General features: G+C 47.2%; 13 protein-coding genes. 5 read left to right on the forward strand and 8 right to left on the reverse strand.

Going from position 1 to position 18045, the window contains the following annotated elements; genetic code table 11:
• Nucleotides 1-26: 26 nt before the first annotated feature.
• Both POF51_RS03035 and POF51_RS03040 read right to left on the reverse strand, forming a co-directional pair.
• A complete protein-coding gene (locus tag POF51_RS03035) occupies nt 27-971 on the reverse strand; it encodes an ABC transporter permease (protein ID WP_069845188.1) in 945 nt (314 codons plus the stop codon).
• Nucleotides 972-974: 3 nt separating this feature from the next.
• On the reverse strand, nt 975-1907 hold the full coding sequence (locus POF51_RS03040) for an ABC transporter permease (protein WP_069845189.1): 933 nt from the start codon (nt 1905-1907) through the stop codon (nt 975-977).
• 397 nt (nt 1908-2304) lie between these two features.
• Here POF51_RS03040 and POF51_RS03045 point away from each other — a divergent pair, with 397 nt between their 5' ends.
• Nucleotides 2305-3615 carry a hypothetical protein gene (locus POF51_RS03045; protein ID WP_069845191.1) on the forward strand — a complete coding sequence of 437 codons (1311 nt, stop codon included), beginning with the start codon at nt 2305-2307 and terminating at the stop codon, nt 3613-3615.
• A 173-nt stretch (nt 3616-3788) separates the two neighbouring features.
• On the forward strand, nt 3789-4730 hold the full coding sequence (locus POF51_RS03050; protein WP_271753771.1) for an alpha/beta hydrolase: 942 nt from the start codon (nt 3789-3791) through the stop codon (nt 4728-4730).
• Nucleotides 4731-4829: 99 nt separating this feature from the next.
• Here POF51_RS03050 and POF51_RS03055 read toward each other — a convergent pair whose 3' ends face one another.
• Together POF51_RS03055 and POF51_RS03060 are read right to left on the reverse strand one after the other, a co-directional pair.
• Nucleotides 4830-5717 carry a DMT family transporter gene (locus tag POF51_RS03055; RefSeq protein ID WP_106833887.1) on the reverse strand — a complete coding sequence of 296 codons (888 nt, stop codon included), beginning with the start codon at nt 5715-5717 and terminating at the stop codon, nt 4830-4832.
• 200 nt (nt 5718-5917) lie between these two features.
• A complete protein-coding gene (locus POF51_RS03060) occupies nt 5918-7987 on the reverse strand; it encodes an acyltransferase family protein (protein WP_069845194.1) in 2070 nt (689 codons plus the stop codon).
• Between the two features lie 1366 nt (nt 7988-9353).
• Here POF51_RS03060 and POF51_RS03065 point away from each other — a divergent pair.
• Nucleotides 9354-10964, forward strand: a complete 1611-nt coding sequence (locus POF51_RS03065; RefSeq protein ID WP_271753775.1) for a multicopper oxidase family protein — start codon at nt 9354-9356, stop codon at nt 10962-10964.
• Nucleotides 10965-11007: 43 nt separating this feature from the next.
• On the opposite strand, the gene POF51_RS03070 is transcribed toward POF51_RS03065, so the two are convergent.
• The gene (locus tag POF51_RS03070) at nt 11008-12972 is read right to left on the reverse strand and encodes an ATP-dependent DNA helicase (RefSeq protein ID WP_271753776.1); all 1965 of its coding nucleotides are present in this window, start codon (nt 12970-12972) and stop codon (nt 11008-11010) included.
• A gap of 167 nt (nt 12973-13139) precedes the next feature.
• Here POF51_RS03070 and POF51_RS03075 point away from each other — a divergent pair, with 167 nt between their 5' ends.
• Entirely contained in the window at nt 13140-13499 is a 360-nt protein-coding gene (locus POF51_RS03075) for a Lin0512 family protein (RefSeq protein ID WP_017248289.1), read from the forward strand.
• Here POF51_RS03075 and POF51_RS03080 read toward each other — a convergent pair.
• Entirely contained in the window at nt 13496-13825 is a 330-nt protein-coding gene (locus tag POF51_RS03080) for an MGMT family protein (protein WP_069845495.1), read from the reverse strand. The two genes, POF51_RS03075 and POF51_RS03080, sit on opposite strands and share 4 nt — an antisense overlap.
• An 80-nt stretch (nt 13826-13905) precedes the next feature.
• Entirely contained in the window at nt 13906-15705 is a 1800-nt protein-coding gene (gene pepF / locus POF51_RS03085) for an oligoendopeptidase F (RefSeq protein ID WP_069845199.1), read from the reverse strand.
• 247 nt (nt 15706-15952) lie between these two features.
• Between pepF and POF51_RS03090 the strand changes: the two genes are divergently transcribed.
• A complete protein-coding gene (locus tag POF51_RS03090) occupies nt 15953-17179 on the forward strand; it encodes an aminopeptidase (protein WP_069845200.1) in 1227 nt (408 codons plus the stop codon).
• A 104-nt stretch (nt 17180-17283) separates the two neighbouring features.
• On the opposite strand, the gene cdaS is transcribed toward POF51_RS03090, so the two are convergent.
• Nucleotides 17284-17898, reverse strand: coding sequence for a sporulation-specific diadenylate cyclase CdaS (cdaS, locus tag POF51_RS03095; RefSeq protein WP_017248285.1), 615 nt, complete (start codon nt 17896-17898; stop codon nt 17284-17286).
• Nucleotides 17899-18045 lie beyond the last annotated feature (147 nt).

The raw sequence follows: 18045 nt of genomic DNA on the forward strand, positions 1-18045 counted from the left end.
CTGATCCTCCTATCTTCGTGGCGAGGTTACTCGCGAATTCTTGGGTCCAATGCGTCCTGCAAGCCATCACCGAAGACATTGAAGGCAAACATCGTCAAAGAAATCATCAGGGCCGGGAAGAAAAGTCTCCACCAATCCCCTGTCAAAATGACGCCGAGTGCGTCGTTAGTCATCGTGCCCCAGCTAGCGATTGGTGCTTGCACACCCAACCCCAAAAAGCTGAGGAAAGATTCTGCAAATATCGCCGACGGAATGGTAAACGTCAAGTTCACGATGATGACCCCGATCGTGTTCGGAATCAGGTGGCGTAACAGAATGCGAGGGAATTTGGCACCCAGCACTTGCGCAGCCATGATGAACTCCTGGTTTTTCAATTGCAGGATTTGTCCCCGAACGAGACGAGCCATCCCTACCCAACCGGTTGCAGATAACGCGATGATGATGGTAACAATTCCAGGCTCCATGACAACCATCAGCATGATCACCACGAGCAGGTACGGTAGTCCGTACAAGACCTCGATCAATCGCATGATGATGGTATCGATTCGGTCTCCCTTTTTGCCTCGACCGGCCATGTATCCGGCAATACCACCGACAGTCACTCCGATGACCAAATCAATTAACGCTGCCGATATTCCGATAATCAGTGAAATCCGCGCTCCGTACCATGTTCGTGAAAACATGTCACGACCCAGCTCATCTGTTCCGAACCAATGCTCGCTCGAAATTTCCTGATTCGCATTCAAGAGACTCTGATCGGAATAGCTGTACGGAACGAGATGTGGTCCAATGATCGCCATGGCAATCAGCAAAACAATCAGGGTCAAACCCACCATTGCCAACTTGTTTCTGACGAGCTTTCTCGTAACTTGTTGAAAATGAGTCAGGCTCGGTCGCATCTGGGCGATCTGTCCATCTGCTTTTTGAGCTCTAGGTCGAAACAACTCATTTACCGATTGATCTACCGCCATTGGCTACCTCCCCCTACTCGATAGTTTGATTCGTGGATCGATGAACATATAGGCCAGATCAATCAAGAAGATAATGAGCACCAAGATGGCACTGTAGAATACTGTCGTTCCCAGAATAACGGGATAATCTCGATTGAAAATGCCATCGACGAAGTACTTGCCGATCCCTGGTACCGCAAAAATCTTTTCGACGACGAACGTTCCAGTTAACAACCCCGCGATAAGCGGTCCCATAAACGTGACGATCGGCAAAATAGCGTTGCGGATTCCATGCTTGATCACTATCAGAAAAGTCGGAATCCCTTTCGCCTCAGCGGTCCGTATATAGTTCTGGTTCATCACGTCGATCATGCTCGTACGCATATAGCGTGTAATGATCGCTAATGGTCCAAAAGCAAGTGCGAGTGAAGGCAGAACCGAGTGTTTCCAGCTGGTAAGCGTCGCTACTGGGAATAACGGCCATTTGATTGCCAAGTAATTAATGAGCAATGGCGCCATAATGAAGCTGGGTACAGCAATTCCTAATACGGCCATGACCATTGCCGTATAATCAATCCAGGTATTTCGGTTTAATGCCGCAATTGTTCCGAATAAAAGTCCGAAAAAAAGGGCAACCGCTATCGCCTGCAAACCGATCAGTGCAGATGCTCCGAAGCCATCTTTGATCATATCATTGACACCGCGTGTCTCCGACTTAATAGAAGGTCCTAAATCGAGCATGACCAAACTTTTTAGATAAAGTAAATACTGCATCGGAAGCGGTTCATCCAGATTGTATTTCGCACGCAGATTCAACAAAATTTGCTCGGGCAACTGATCTGACTCTGACGCGAATGGATCACCAGGGATCATGTGCATCAGGCTGAAAGTCAGCGTTACAATAATCCACAAGGTGAGTACCATCATCAGAATTCTTTTAAGTAAATAACGCGACATCTATACGACCCCCTAGTCCAGACTTGCAAAAAGATTAAGAAAATTCAATGCGCCCTCCTTTTGAACAACCTCTTTAACGGAAATTGACCTAAAACATTCCTTAATTCAACAATATAGTGCCGTAATTATTTAATGTCAATTCTGATTTTTTTATTTTTTGCATCGATTTATAAAGGAATTTGCCTAAAGTTGTCAAATATACAACCATTAATACGGAATTTTTCCCTAAAACATCCCTATTTACAGCTTCGTGGTCGCTACAGCTCGCTTGCCCATCCGATGGGTTATATTCTATATATATAAGAAAGACTGGCATACTAAAATGCCGAAAAAAGGATGGTTCTCCTTCCTAACGAACTGTTTATCCCGTAGTTTAACTTTTTTGGAGGACATTTTGATGATAAAAGTTGGCATAGTCGGTCCAAAAGATTCAGTAGATGCAATGGTAGCTGTGGGACGTGAGTTTTCCGATCACATCCTGCTCACCTCCTTTATTTATCAAGGAGTGGAACAAGTACCTACCTATGTAGCCGAAAATGATATGGAAACAGACATCTGGTTCTTCTCTGGAGTCGCCCCCTATTCGATGGCAAAAGCGCATATTGGCAAGAAAAAAGCCTTTTATCCGCAAGTCAATTCAAGTGTCCTGACCAAAGTATTGCTCGAATTGGTATACCGCGATGGCTTGTCTTTAGATCGCGTGAGCTTCGATACCATTTCGGAAGCACATTTTCGTGAGACTTTAGAGGAATTGGGCCTGCACTGTGAGAATCCATACCTAATGCCATATAAAGAATTCAGACAGAGATCTGAATTGGTAGCCTATCACACCCGCCTTATTCAGGAAAGCAAGGTAGACGCTTGTGTCACGGGAACGCTTTTCGTCACCGAAGAATTAAAACGACAAGGAATCAGAGTATACCGAATGGGCTTCACGCGCTTCATATTTCGAGAGATTTTCAAGCAAATTCTGCAGGAGGGCGAAACGCTCCATTTCAAGCGCTCCCAAATTGCTGTTCAATTGATTGAGGTAACCGACATGGAAAAACTCGAAAATGAGCCTGCAAACGCCTACGAACTACGCCGCCTCGACCTGAAGCTACAGGAGCTAGTGCTGGATTACACGGAGTCGATATCAGGCAGCTTCGTCGCCGTTGGCAATTCCAAGTTCATCATTTTTTCCACCCGGGGTTCATTCGAAGAAAATCCAGAATTTCACCCCACGATCCTTTTGGAAAAAATCAAGCTGCTCACCAATTCGCATGCCAATATGGGAATCGGCTTTGGTGTCACAGCATTGTCTGCTGAGCGCAATGCACAGCTCGCTCTCGGCCATGCCAAAAACCATAGAGATGCCGCCATTCTTGTCGACCATGACGGTTCGATTGAAGGACCACTGCGTCAAACGAACAGCATCACCTACGAATATTGGACACAGGACAAGGAAATCAGCGAAAATCTGAAAAAAGCCGGTGTCAGTATTACGACGTTTAACAAAATCATTTCCGTCCAAAAAGCGTTGGGGCAAAAATATATTAGCGCCTCGATGATCGCAGAATGGATGGGCATGACTCCTCGCAATGCGCGAAGAATACTAAGTGATTTAGCAGAACACAACATCATCGAGCTCATTGGGGAAGAAACACCGATGAACCGTGGGCGCCCACGGAAGATTTATCGTATACTCCCCTCCCCACAAACCACTTAATTGTTTCTCCATGAGAAAGGCGTAAGCTTGTGATTTCCAGAAAACTTCTTTTGTGGATCATTGCTTGCGCTTTTTTCTCGTGCTACTTCTCCCAGAGGTTCAGCTCTCTCCTCTTTCAAATCTGGTCATGCCTGTAAGCTATCCAAATATCATTCGAATTGGGGGTCATACACATGCCGGTTCATCCACATATTCAACAAATATTAGATGTCTTCAACCGCTCACGCAATGATGTTGATTTCAGCCAATTGACACCACAGATTATGCGAATGGCGACTGATCAAAATCGAGACTCAGGCGTAGAACCTGAACAGGTAAAAAAGGTAGAGAATCTATTGCTTCCCTTAGAAGGCCGTTCTATTCCGATTCGCATCTACACACCAGAAGGTCATGCACCCTTCCCTGCACTTGTGTACTATCATGGAGGCGGATTCGTGATCGGTAATCTCGAAACAGTAGACTCGGTATGTCGCAACATCGCAAATAACGCAAAATGTGTGGTCATTTCTATCGATTATCGACTCGCTCCTGAGCATCCTTTTCCTGAAGGATTGGAAGATGCCTATGATTCTCTCCTCTATATTTCAAGCCATGCTGATCAGTTTGGCATTGACCCATCGCGGATAGCAGTAGGCGGAGATAGCGCCGGAGCTAATTTTGCAGCAGTAGTGAGTCTCATGGCGAAAGAACGACAGGCCCCGTTTATCGTTTTTCAATTATTAATCAATCCAGCCGTAGGAATTGTGGACACCGATCTCTATCCATCCATGCAGGAAAATGCGAGTGGCTATTTGCTGGATGTGAAATTGTTGAATTGGTTCCTCGGTCACTATATACCTCCGACTGCCGATCGGCACAATCCATATCTTGATCCGATCAACGGAGCCGATTTCACTGGTCTGCCTTCTGCCATGGTGATTACAGCCGAATACGATCCTTTGCGAGATGGCGGAAAAGCGTATGCAGACAAGCTACGCGAGAGCGGTGTCGATGTCATCTATCGAAATGAACAAGGCATGATCCATTCCTTCACTGGATTCCATACGTTTATCAAGCAAGCTCAGGAATCGCTGGATGAGATGTCGGCACAATTGCGAAAATCTTTCAAAATGTAGGCCATATTGGATAAAAAAAGCGTAAGCATTGATTCGGGCAATTCTCACTCCCGAATCGAAGCCTACGCTTTCCTTTTCATCTTTTACAAGCAGTATGCTCTATACCGTCTTCGATGGCTGAACAGATTGTTTCTTTTGAACACTGGCAACAATCACACCCACGACAATCAACAAGGAGCCTCCCACTTGAATCGACGTCACCTGGGAACCAAGCAGTAAAAACCCGACCAGCATCGCTACAAAGGGCTGCAAGTTAAGAAAAATAGCTGCTTTACCCGTCCCTACCACTTTTAATTGTTGATTCCAGACAATTCCACATATTCCTTGCATAAGGATCGCGGTCAAAATGAGCATCGCCCATGCCCACACTTCGTGGCTGATCTGCGCCCCTGGCTCGATCGTCAACAGCGCCGCTGGCGTCAAAAACAAAGTGCCAACTGTCGTCGAGTAAACGGTGGCAATAAACGGCTGCATGGTTTGCGTCAGTTTGCGAATGATGATCATGGAAGACGAGAATGTGACCATGGCAATCACAATGAGTAAGACTCCTTTGGAAATGGAGAGTCCTGCCCCAATTCCGACTACGAAGAATGTTCCCAATAGAGCCAAGCCAGACCCAAGCTTCATACGCATGGTAAACTGTTCCTTCAAAAACAAAGAAGCCAGCACTGCAGTGACGATCGGCGCCAAGGAAAGAATCAGCGATGCCGTTGTCGCATCTGTCGTCAAGAGCCCATTGAAATACGCCGTTTGATTCGCCAACGTTCCGATCAAGCCAAGCAAGACAAGAAGTCCTAGCTCACGAACGGTGATTTTTACGAATTTTTTGGTCAGAAACGCGTAAATGATCAGAAACATAGACGTGAAAAGCAAGCGTACATCTGCCAAAAACAGCGGCGGAAACTCTTTGACCAACATGCTTCCGAACACAAAATTACTGCCCCACAGCGTCACACAAAAAAGCAATAGCAAGTACGACCGAATCATGATTGTTCCTTCTTTCACCCGATGCATTATTCTTCCGTTAGCTATCGTACAGGAGAGTGAGCAAAAAGTCCATGAGCTGATCTGCTATCGTTTGATGAAAATTATGTTTGGTTGTACACACTGTCACATAAAAAAGACCAGCGAACGACTTGGTTCACTGGTCTTCCCTTGCTTTGTTTCAGTCAGCAATTGTTCTGGTATTATTGTACCATTTCTTCCATAGGGGTTTCCTCAGTTGCCTCCAGTGCCCCTTCCATCTGCCCTGCCTCTTCTACTGCCGTCTCTGCCGCTTTCTCTTCCTCTTTTACTTCCGGCTTCTTCTCTGGTTCCGTAGGCGCGATTGCACTCGCCACGAGCGCCGCGTATTTTTGCGAGCCTTCCTTATTCGGGTGAACACCGTCTTTGTAAAAGTAAGTGCTTTGCCCTTCACTTGCCGCATACCAATCCACAAGAACGACATGCGGATGGGCTGTAGCAGTTTCCGCCAGCATCTTATTCACGACGCTTTCCCACGGTTTAGGTACGCGAGAATTGACGAGAATGATTTGCTCTACGCCATCCAGCGATTGCAGTAGCTTATCGAGCTGGCCTTTACTAAATGCTCCGTTCGAGCCTAATTCAATCACAACGCGATTTCCCAATTGCCCTTTTGCTTTGAGCTGCGCAATCACGTCAGGAGCTTGCGACATTTGCCTTCCGATTTTGGCATCCACGACGATCCCTGGCAATAGCTTCTCCAGATAAGGAGCCACATCCAGCATGACAGAATCACCAATCACCGTGATTCCTTTACCGGAGCCTATCGCTTTGATCGGTTCCTGTTTTTGGTCAGGCTGTTTGGAAGCATTCGAATCTTTCTGCTTCTCCACAGGCTTCTGCTTTTGTGCGTTGTTATTTGGTTTCTGCTCATTTTTCGGCTTTGTTGGTGGAGTAGCTGGTTTTTGTACCGTTTCCGGTTTCTTTTCTACGATTGGCACCTCAGGACCATGTGGCTTGTCGGGGACCTTCGTCTCGGTGACCGTCTGCGTTGGCTGCGTCACATTTCCAGCGGTCGCATCTGATGTGAGCGAAGCGATCCCATAATACGTGACACATAGAGCGATCGCGCAACCAGTTGCCAATACACGGTTTAAACGTTTTGTTTTCTGCCCAGCCTTATTGGAACGATGCCAGATTCTGCCTAATGCACCGTAACGAATTGGCTCTTCTAGATATTTAAATGACAACGATGCCAGCAAAATGCTTGCGAGGAGTTGTAAAACCGCTCCAGGTACCGCCATCCACTCCCTGTCCGCTAAAAACGGATTCGTCCAAACGATAACAGGGTAGTGCCACAAATAAATCCCGTAAGATCGAACGCCGATCCAACGCAATGGCTTGCAGCCCATCCATTTCGCCAAGCTGCTGGCCGGATGTGCGAGTACTGCGACCAGCACAGCACTGACAACAGACAGGAGGACGAGCCCGCCCTCGTACAAATAATCATCATACTGATTCGTGTTCCAAATGCTGTACAAAAGAATTCCTAAGCTCAAGAGACCGCTCAGATCAAGCGTCAATCGCGCTTTTTGGGAAATGTTCGTCGTAAGCAAGCGACTCGGCCACATCATGGCGAGTGCGGCACCGATCAGCAACCCGAATACCCGTGTGTCCGTTCCGTAATAAACACGACTCGGATCAAGACCTGGCTCATACATGACGGCCATGGAGATGGCGGATAGTGCAGCCAGCACCAAAGTAATGATCATAATTGGCCCCCTGCGCTTCAGGAAGCGGAGTCCCAGAGCGAGTACCAGCGGCCAAATGACATAAAACTGTTCTTCTACTGCCAATGACCACAGATGGCCTAATGGTGAAGGCGGACCGAATTTTTCAAAATAAGATACGTCATGAAAGACCAGCCACCAGTTACTCACGTAAAGAACGGCTGCTCCAACATCTCCGCGGATGGTGTCCAACTGCTCTGGCGAAAAGATAGCTACTCCTGCCATCACCACAAACAGCATGAGGAAAAGCGCTGGGAGCAGTCTTCTAGCACGGCGCAACCAAAAGTCTTTCATGTCGAGTCTGCCATTTCGATTCCATTCTGCAATTAATAAGTCTGTAATTAAATATCCCGATAAAACGAAGAAAATACCGACACCCAACAATCCCCCGGGTGCCCAGTCGTAATTCAAGTGATAAATAATGACTGCGAGTACCGCCAGCGCACGAAGCCCGTCGATCCCAGCCATGTATCGGCTGCTTACAGCTTTGATCGGTTCAGGCATGCTGGTGGCCTCCTATCGTTGCATGTTGGCGAGTGATTAATTCGTTCTGATTATTAATTCTTTTCGTACCCATCGTCCTTTTCGTATTTTTATGGTGATTCTTCGTGCTCGCCATGCAAAACATCTGCATTCTCCCCTTTTACTTCCGTTCTGTTTTCATCATTTGTTGTTGGGGGCAGTCATTACACATCGGGAATTGCGTGCTCTATGAATGCAAAAACCCCTGTTTCTGGAATCGTGAGAAAACGGGGTTTGGTCTCGTTCATTATCTTTATGGAAAATGAATTCTTCCCATCATCGTTGCCCGTATTCAGGATGTGATGAACTACTCACTATCTCGTTGTTTTCTGTTCACTTACTCCCTTATATATGCATCACACCTTCCTTATAGTGGATGGTTTCACAAGGAAATTACCCGGTCCTTGTCTTACGTTAGACGCTTGCTGAATAGTTGTTTGTAACCTGATTATATGACGGTTTCGGGGGATAACTCGTTACAAACTGTTTACATTCTGACTATGTTTTTTCCCGGTAGAAACGCGGAACAAAAAAGAAGCTGCTGGTATACTTTCCCCCCATCAGCTTCACGATTGTAGATCATCGCAGACCACCACTGTCAGATGCAAAATGCAACGTGTTTACTTGTCACAAAAGATTTACTGATCAACAGCCTGCATCAGTTCGTAATTTTTTGCGAGTTGTATTGACATTCCTGATTGTCATTTGTTGATAAACCTTTGAGCCAATAAGTTTCTGCTTGATGTACTGCCAAATCCAAAAGCTTGTATGTATCGTCTCTTCCAATTTGTGAGGAATGGTTGCTTTGAAATCGGTATCCCCCGAAGGAAAGCGACATCAACCCGATTATTCTCCTATCACTTCCATTTTCGCCAATCGAAACGGGAAACACAAGACAAAAATAAAATCCCCATCGATTACCAGCTCCGACGAGGATTTTCGCTTGATTATCCAATTTTAAATGTGATGAGTAAACAAATAATTCAAGAAAAAACCACCGCTGACAACTGCAATTACCATGCATACGATGCCACTTTTCACCCGTTCCGAAAGCAATCGCATAAATCCAAGACAGAAAAAGACTCCTGTGACCAAAAAGTAAGCGACTCCAACCCAAAAAACATTCCAAGGCAAGCTCGCAAAATCTACGTTACCCAAACGTGAACACCATCCCTGTCCGATTCTACTGATTCCTTCTATGTACGATACTCCATTATAGCATTTGTTCACGCTTACTTTCCCATTTTTGCAAAATGCGTAACAGAAGTGTCATACATCCCGTCTTCATGTTTTCTACACAATCGTTTGGTACGCTTTCCCCAACAGCTCAAAGGAGGAAAAAGTGCACATGAACAAACGGAAAATACGCCCATGGGCTTATCCCTTGGTTCTAGGTGGCGTTTTGCTGTTAGCCGCCTGCTCCACTGACAATACCACAATGGATCATAATGGACACAACATGAATTCTTCACCCCAAACAACAGCAGAAACGCAACCGCAGCAGATGTCTGCTTCCAGCGACTCGTCGATGGAGGTGCTTACAGGCAATACATTTACCCTCACGGCAAAAGAAAACATGCTCCACCTCGATGACAAGACCATGAAAAACGCATGGACGTACAATGGAACCGTTCCAGGTCCACAGCTTCGTGTCAAACAAGGAGAAACCATCAGCGTGACGTTGAAAAACGAATTACCCGAGCCGGTTTCCATTCACTGGCATGGCTTACCCGTCCCGAATAACATGGACGGAATCCCTGGTGTGACCCAAAATGCCGTAAGACCAAACGAAAGCTTCACCTACAAATTCAAGGTGGACGTTGCCGGGACATACTGGTACCACTCGCATCAAAACAGCGCCAAGCAGGTAGACAAAGGCTTGTATGGTTCACTTGTGGTAGAACCGGCTACACCAGAGCCAGCTGATAAGGACTTTACCCTCGTTCTGGATGAATGGATGCAGGACGATAGCATGGTGGAAATGCACGGAAGTGGCATGAGCCATGGCGTGAGTGCCCCTTCTTCCGATAGCTCGTCCTCTGGTGGTCACAACATGGTCGGTATGGAGATGCCCATGAGTGACGCTGAGATGATGCCGTTGATGTATACGATTTTTTCGGTGAACGGAAAAACTGGCCCGGCAATCCAGCCGCTATCTGTTACAGAAGGAGAAAAAGTCAGAATCCGCCTGATCAATGCCGGATACTTGAACCACAAGCTAAACCTGCAAGGTCATGAATTTAAAATCGTAGCAACAGACGGGCAACCTATCCATAATCCGCCCCTTGTAGGAGGCCAGCTCCTCAATATCGGGCCAGGAGAACGATATGACCTCGAATTTGTCGCAAACAATCCTGGCAAATGGTTATTAGAGGAGCGCAGCACAAATCCAGGCGCCAAGTCCCTTGTCGTGCCTATCGTCTACGAAGGCTCAGAAACAAAAACAGCCAAATCCGAAGCTGGCGATATGCCAACGATAGACATCACGAAATACGGCGAAGCGGCAAAAAGCAGCTTTGCGCTGGAGCAGAAGTACGACATCACGTATCAAATGGATCTGAACACGGAAACGGCAGATGGAAAAATGGCCTTTACCATCAATGGAAAAACGTTCCCGGATGTCCCTCCGCTCAATGTCAAAAAAGGCAATCGGGTCAAAGTCACGATGGTGAACAAATCACCAAAAGATATCCACCCGATGCATTTGCACGGACATTTCTTCCAAGTATTGAGCAAAAACGGACAGCCTATCTCAGGCTCCCCTCTGGTCAAAGATACGCTGAACATTTTGCCGGGTGAATCTTATGTAGTCGCCTTCGAAGCTGACAATCCAGGTGATTGGATGTTCCACTGCCACGATTTGGGCCACGCTGCGCAAGGAATGGTATCCGAAGTAAAATATGAAGGCTTCAAGCCAGATTTCGTCGTCGATCCTACCGTCGGCAACATGCCGGAATAACCATAAAAAAAAGCAGGAAGCCACAATGGCTCCTGCCTTTTCCTTACGCCAATACACCGTCCAAAGACGTTTTCCACTCTACGCCAGCCGGAAAAACATCCTGAACTTGCTGTCTCAGCTGGTCATTTTCGCTCAATTGCGGACTCAAGATTGATACCAGACCGCTATCCTCTCTCGAACGGATCAAACGCCCGATGCCTTGACGCAGTCTCAGTAGCATGTAAGGCATATCTACCTCGTCGAAAGGATTCGCTGCACTTTTTCGTTTTGCTGTAAACACCGGATCATTCGGCGGGAATGGCAGTGACCAAATGATCGCATTGGACAGCGAAGGCCCCGGAACATCTAGCCCTTCCCACAGGCTCACCGCACAGAGGCTGCTTTTCTCGTCGTTTTGGAATTGAGAGATCAGATGGCTGATTTCCGCATCTCCTTCAAACAAGAATCGCAGATCCGTACAGGCAGGCTCGTTTTTGATGGCGGTCTTGAATTGTTGTAATTCCTCCATGGAGGAAAACAACAGCAGCGCACTACCCGCTGTTTTTTGCAGCAATTGGGTAGCCTGTCTCATTTTTTCCGCAAATGAGTCGGTCGCAGAAAGTGTCGGTACGTATACCTCCATTTGCTTGTCGTACTCGTACGGAGAAGCCACCGAGAACGACAGGTATTGCTCAATGCCCAAGCTGTCCGCCACATACTTGAACGATCCATCAACAGATAGAGTCGCTGACGAAAAGACAATCGGCATCTTTTGTGAGAATACACGCTCTTCCAGTACTTCCTGCACCTTTTTCGGCATGACGACCAAGGTAGGACCTGTAATCTCTTCACTCATCCAGGAAATGACGTGATCCGGGTCTTGGAAAAGTCCCAGTGCCAGCTGCATCATTTCCAGATGCTCTTCGACAATTCGCAGCTGGAACTCGTCCAATGTATACAGCCCACCCTCTAACGCCAGCTCTTCTTCAATCCAACTGACGAGATTCGTAAAACGGTGGATGGTTGCAATGAGTTCCGGATGGAAGTGAATCTCTTTGCGGTTGGAGCCCATCACAGCCTTGCTCTCTTCGTTTAATCGGGAAAACATCTCTTCACTCTGAGCAATGGCTTCCTCAATGGCAATAGCGAGCTCTTCCCTGATCTCACCCTTCAAGACACGCGTAATCGTTTCTTCGAACACGGAGTGATTCAGCTTGTACGTCAATGCTTTTTGGGCAGCAGGCTCCAGCAGATGGCCCTCGTCAAAAATGACCGAGCTATGCGGTGGCAGCAACGGCAGCTGGCCTCCGCGCTTGCGGATCTCATAGGTCCACACATGCTCCATATAAAAGTCATGGGAGCAAATGATTAAATCGGCTGACTGACGGTAATGATTTCTCGAAAGGGTCTGTCCACAGCGGTGCTGTCTGTCGCACACAAAGCAATCTTGAAAAGTATCCCAGTTCATCTGCGCCCATTCTTGATCATCCAGGTCAGGATATGTGCTGCGATCCCCGTACGGATAAAACGACTGCAAGGCCTCATGTGTATGAACAAATGAAGGAAGCTCTTGATAAATATGCTGGAAAGCTTCCCCTGTCTCAGGCTGGAATCTCGCCTCATCCAGCTTGCGCAAACAGAGATATTGGTCCGGAGATTTACCGAGTCTCGCGTCAATCGTCAGGTTGAGATGACGAGCCAGTTTGGCAATATCGCCTTCGGGTTTTACGAGCTGCTCAATCAACGACTCATTCGCACAGGCAATGATGGCGGGCTTTCTGGTATATCGTGCATAGCAGATGGCGTACAGCAAGTAAGCCAATGTTTTTCCCGTGCCTACTCCCGCCTCTGCAAAAATCGTTTGCTTTTCTATAAAAGCCCGTTCAAGCTGAAAGGCCATGTAGATTTGCTCATCACGCACCTCGAATCCAGCCTCAGGCAATACTTCATAAAAAACGTCCGCTACCCAATCACTCACCTGAGAGATGAACGGCTGGGACGGATCGTAGGCAAAAGGATAACGTTCCAATTGTGACCTGCCTCCAATAATGAAAAGAATCGTCAAGCATAGATACCAACATGTTATGATGACATGTCTTGACGATAAACACAATACAGATGAGAGAAAAAACCATTCCTTTTCGTGGTAAGATAAGGATGTTAGAAAAGTAGAATGAAACAGGAGTGAACAAGCCAATGGAAAAAGTAATGTTTATTGAAATAGGAATGGGCATCGACATGCATGGACAAAACGTCACCAAAGCCGCAGTCCGCGCTGTTCAAAATGCCATCCATCATAATTCGATGCCTGGACTGCGTTCTGTCCTGCCAGGAAACGATATCCATAACATGAAAGTAAATGTGAGGCTGGCCGTTCCTGCTGACAAGGACAAGCTCGACTTGGAAACGGTTCGTAAAGCACTGCCTTACGGGGAAGTCTCCTTCGAAATCGTCGAGGGTGGCATGCTGACGAGCAGTGGAGTCGTGATCGCTGAAAAAGAGGACAAGAACGACCTTGCCTATATCGTCATTGCTTCGGTAGAAGTAGGATACTAGAATAGCGGCTCATCCACTACATGTGGGTGAAACTGATAACGTTCCAACTCTATTTCTCCTGCTGCTGACACGACTATCCCTTCGATTTCCAAGGCCATTTTTTGCAGCGTGAACGAATCCAAATCTTGCAATCCGATCTTTCCTTGGGCGTTGATGACCCGATGCCAAGGAAGCTTGTGCTTTTTGGACATGGAATGAAGGATGCGAACGATTTGTCTGGCAGCCCTTGGACTCCCGGCCAACGCAGCAATTTGCCCGTACGTCATGACATGGCCCGCTGGAATCCCGGCAATAATGTTTAGTGCGCGCTGCGTAAATTCGGTCATGATGACTACTCCTTCTTGCTTGATCAAATCAAAAGGCTTGTGATTCCTTGCGATCACAAGCCTTTTCTGCTTTTATCAGGTTAAAACAGTCTTTCCAGCTCGTCAACCAGACTGCCGACGTATGCGACAGCCTCGCGGATTGGCTGCGGATCTGACATGTCCACGCCAGCTTTTTTCATCAGTTCCAGCGGCGTTAGTGTTCCCCCGGCTTTGAGCACCTCGATCCAGCGATCAACAGCAGGCTGTCCCTCTTCCTTGATGCTCGCTGCCATTGCTGTAGAAGCGGTCAAACCAGCTGCGTATGTGTAAGGATACAGCCCCATGTAATAGTGCGGTTGGCGCATCCATGTAAGACTCGCTGCCGCGTCCAGATCAACTGCATCACCCCAGAAGTCTGCGAGCACTTGCCCTTTCCATTCGGAGAGCTGTTTGGCAGTCAAAGGTACGTCTTTTTGCGCTGCTTCGTACACTTTTCGTTGCATTCTCGCTTCTAACAGATGCGTGACAAAGTTGTGATAGTACGTATTCATCAATTGCAAAATGACCCAACGCTTCAAACGCGGATCGTCGGATTGCTCCACGATGTGCTGCGCGAGCAAGAGCTCATTGAGTGTGGAAGGCGCTTCGATAAAGTACAGCGATGGACGAGAGTTCGTAAAGCTTTGCTCTCTTGTCGCCAGCATAAAGTGTCCGCAATGACCCAGCTCATGTGCCAGCGTGAAAGCACTGCGCATATTTCCCGACCACGTAATGAGAATGTAAGAGTGCTTGCTATATGTCGTTGAGCAGAACGCACCTGTCGATTTGCCCACGTTGTCTACGTAGTCGATCCAGCGTTCATTCAGTGCTTTTTCCATAATGGCTGTATATTCAGGACCCATTACTTGCAAGGAAGCCAGTATCTTTTGCCCAGCTTCTTCAATCGTAATCGGTGGGCTGAATTCTGGATCAAGCGGCGCCTTCAAATCACAAAAGGCCAACTTTTCAAGACCGAGCTCTTTTGCTTTCAACTTCGCATAGCGACGCATGTGCGGAGCGAGCTCATTGCCGATAATATCCAGAATGTTGTGGTACATATCCAGCGTAACTTGCTGTGGTTTAAGCAGCATGTCCGTTACGGTTTCATAGCCACGCAGGCGAGACATGACTGTCTGTCTTTTCACCTCTGTCGCGTATACCGCAGCGAAGGAGTTTTGGTAAGAAGCGAGTGTCTTCGAAAAGGATTCGTACGAAGCACGGCGCAGCGTCGTATCGGAAGACATCTCATAATCGGTCTCAAACAACGCGAAGGATACTGGACGCTCATTTCCTTCGCTATCATGGACGGGTCCAAATGACATGTCCGACAGTTTTCCACGCGCGTAAATGTTGTATGGTGCAGAGAAAACCTCGCCCATCGCCGCAAACGCTTCTTCGGTCTCGGCCGACAATCGGTACGGCTTTGTTTCCAGCAAATCATTCAGGCTTTTGCGGAATACTTTGAGTCCTGGTTCTTCCGCCAAGAAGCTCTCGATTTTTCCTTCAGGCAGTGCCAAAATCTCGGAAGGTATAAAAGAAAGCGCAGCATTCAGCTGGGACACGACATCCCCTACCCGTGCAGAGTTCGCTTGGTTTTGTGGATTCGTCCCGTCTTCAGACGACCGCAGTCTGGCATACGTCGCTGCGATATTTGCCCGAACATGGATCGCCTCGTTTGCCTCCAAGCATGCCAATAACGTCTCTCCGCTCGTATGCAGCTGACCTTTGAATGCAGTGACGACAGGCAGATGCTGTACAATTTCTACTAATTCTTGCTCCCACGCTTCCTGGCTCTCAAACAGATCGTTCAGGTTCCACGTATACTCGACAGCGACTTGATCACGTGTCTGTCTTGTCTTCACTCTGACTGCCTCCTTTAGTTCTGCCAATAAAATATTTTTTATGTAATAAAATTGCCTTTTCATTTGAATTTTCCTACAATTAACCAAAATAAACAAGTGGATAACTTGCTCGAATTAGGCAGTAATCTGTCTTTTTCTGCGCTTTCCTAGGAAATTCTTTCAAATCATAAGCAGGTGATTTCGGAGGGGAAGGTAAAATAGATAGAGTGCAAGTAAGCCTTTTGTTCTTAAAAGGAGGAAATGAACCATGTCTTTTGAAACCTTGTTCGACCGTTACGCTGATCTCGCTGTAAAAGTCGGCGTAAACGTACAGCCTATGCAAACGTTAGTAGTAACAGCTCCGCTATCGACTGCTCCTTTTGTGAGAAAGGTAGCCAAAAAAGCGTACGAAGCGGGTGCCAAGCACGTGCATATTGATTGGACCGACGATGAACTCACACGGATGAAATATGATTTGGCTCCTGATGAAGCGTTTCGTGAATACCCGCAATGGAAGGTACAGGGATTAGAGGAAATGGCGGAAAATGGCGCGGCGTTTCTCTACATTTCTGCAGCGAATCCCGATTTGCTGAAGGGTGTAAATCTAGACCGCATCTCTACTGCCAACAAAACAGCTGGTCAAGCTCTCCATAAATTCCGCAGCTATACCATGTCCGATAAAGTGAGCTGGTGCGTGCTTGCAGTTCCATCACCTGCATGGGCCGCCATGGTCTTCCCGCATTTGCCACAAGAGGAACAGGAGCCTGCCCTGTGGGATGCCATCTTCCGCGCGACTCGCGCAGATATGGATGACCCTGTCCAAGCTTGGCATGACCATCATGCGACACTGAACAGCAAGGTGGATCAGCTCAACGCCAAACAATACCGTTACCTTCATTACGAAGCTCCCGGTACCAATTTGACAATTGAGCTGCCTGCCAAACACATTTGGATTGGCGGCGGTAGCGTAAATAAGGACGGTGCCTCCTTCATGGCCAATATGCCGACAGAAGAAGTATTCACCGCGCCATTAAAAGAAGGCGTCAACGGAACCGTTCGCAGCACCAAGCCTTTGAGCTATCATGGGAATTTGATCGAGAATTTTACGCTGACTTTTGAAAAAGGAAGAATTGTGTCGGCAACTGCTGAAAAGGGAGAAGAATCCCTAAAGCAATTAATTGAAACAGATGAAGGCTCGCATTATTTGGGGGAAGTGGCCTTGGTTCCTCATTTGTCCCCCATTTCGCAATCAGATATCATTTTCTATAACACGCTCTTTGATGAGAATGCATCCAACCATTTGGCGATCGGGAACGCTTATAGTGTGAATATCGAAGGTGGCGCTGAGATGAGCAATGAGGAACTGGCTAGCCGCGGTATCAATATCAGCCTCACTCACGTTGATTTCATGATCGGCTCCGCCGAGATGAACATTGATGGTGAAACAGCTGACGGCAAGCGTGAACCAATATTCCGCAACGGAAATTGGGCTTGAATCTAACCTGAGAATGACATAGCGAGAGGCTGGATTTGTGCCATCACCATGACAAATCCAGCCTCGTTCTTTTCTCGGATACAACAGCTTTTCGCGGAGCGCTTTCATGAAGGGGAAATTATCGGATATAAGTGTCCCTGCATGGCAAAGGACGCTTTTCCCGTTTCCTCGGAAACAACAACGATCAGTGCATCGCTCTTTTCACTCAACCCCAAAGCAGCACGATGTCTGGTTCCCAACTTTTTTTCCCCTACGACAACTTGTGATAATGGCAGTACATTGGCCGCGGAAATGATCTGATTTTCCCGAATCAGAACGGCCCCATCATGCAAAGGGCTGCCAGGATAAAAGATCGACTCCAGCAAGGAATGGCTCATCGTTGCTCCAATCGGTATGCCAGCTTGCAGCAGTAAATCAAGTGGGTCCTCGCGCTCAACGACGATCAATGCTCCTTGACGCCTTTTGGACAAGTGCTGCACAGCCATGGACAGATCCAGGTATTTTTCCGTATAGGGAGAGAGATAGCATTGTAAATAAAACGAAGCTGCTACTGTTTCGAGTCGGCTAAACTTCGTACGTATTTGATCAAACGTCCCGAGCACACATTCGTTTTCATTTTTTAACGCATGTATGCTCTCATCTAACGTAACGGATATTCCCCTCAGCTCTTGCAGCAATTCAGCCTTCAGCGATGATGTATCACAGTTAACTTCCAACATATGAACCCCTCAATTTCCATTTCTCTTCACGCCTCGTTCTTTGTTTGATTGTTCCCTTCCCTATAGGAAATCATTCTATTTTCTAGATGATAATTCCACTACAAACCGGACATAGTAAAACTCAAATGATGAACAGCTTATGGAGCG

The sequence above is a fragment of the Brevibacillus sp. AG genome (assembly GCF_028369215.1).
GTDB classification, from domain to species: Bacteria; Bacillota; Bacilli; order Brevibacillales; family Brevibacillaceae; genus Brevibacillus; species Brevibacillus porteri.

Coding starts and splice junctions, on each gene's coding strand:
- cdaS (WP_017248285.1), bottom strand. CDS start 17,898: ATGTTGGAAGTTAACTGTGATACATCATCGCTGAAGGCTGAATTGCTG.
- POF51_RS03080 (WP_069845495.1), bottom strand. CDS start 13,825: ATGACCGAATTTACGCAGCGCGCACTAAACATTATTGCCGGGATTCCA.
- POF51_RS03035 (WP_069845188.1), bottom strand. CDS start 971: ATGGCGGTAGATCAATCGGTAAATGAGTTGTTTCGACCTAGAGCTCAA.
- POF51_RS03075 (WP_017248289.1), top strand. CDS start 13,140: ATGGAAAAAGTAATGTTTATTGAAATAGGAATGGGCATCGACATGCAT.
- POF51_RS03045 (WP_069845191.1), top strand. CDS start 2,305: ATGATAAAAGTTGGCATAGTCGGTCCAAAAGATTCAGTAGATGCAATG.
- POF51_RS03040 (WP_069845189.1), bottom strand. CDS start 1,907: ATGTCGCGTTATTTACTTAAAAGAATTCTGATGATGGTACTCACCTTG.
- POF51_RS03090 (WP_069845200.1), top strand. CDS start 15,953: ATGTCTTTTGAAACCTTGTTCGACCGTTACGCTGATCTCGCTGTAAAA.
- POF51_RS03065 (WP_271753775.1), top strand. CDS start 9,354: ATGAACAAACGGAAAATACGCCCATGGGCTTATCCCTTGGTTCTAGGT.
- POF51_RS03060 (WP_069845194.1), bottom strand. CDS start 7,987: ATGCCTGAACCGATCAAAGCTGTAAGCAGCCGATACATGGCTGGGATC.
- POF51_RS03055 (WP_106833887.1), bottom strand. CDS start 5,717: ATGATTCGGTCGTACTTGCTATTGCTTTTTTGTGTGACGCTGTGGGGC.
- POF51_RS03050 (WP_271753771.1), top strand. CDS start 3,789: ATGCCGGTTCATCCACATATTCAACAAATATTAGATGTCTTCAACCGC.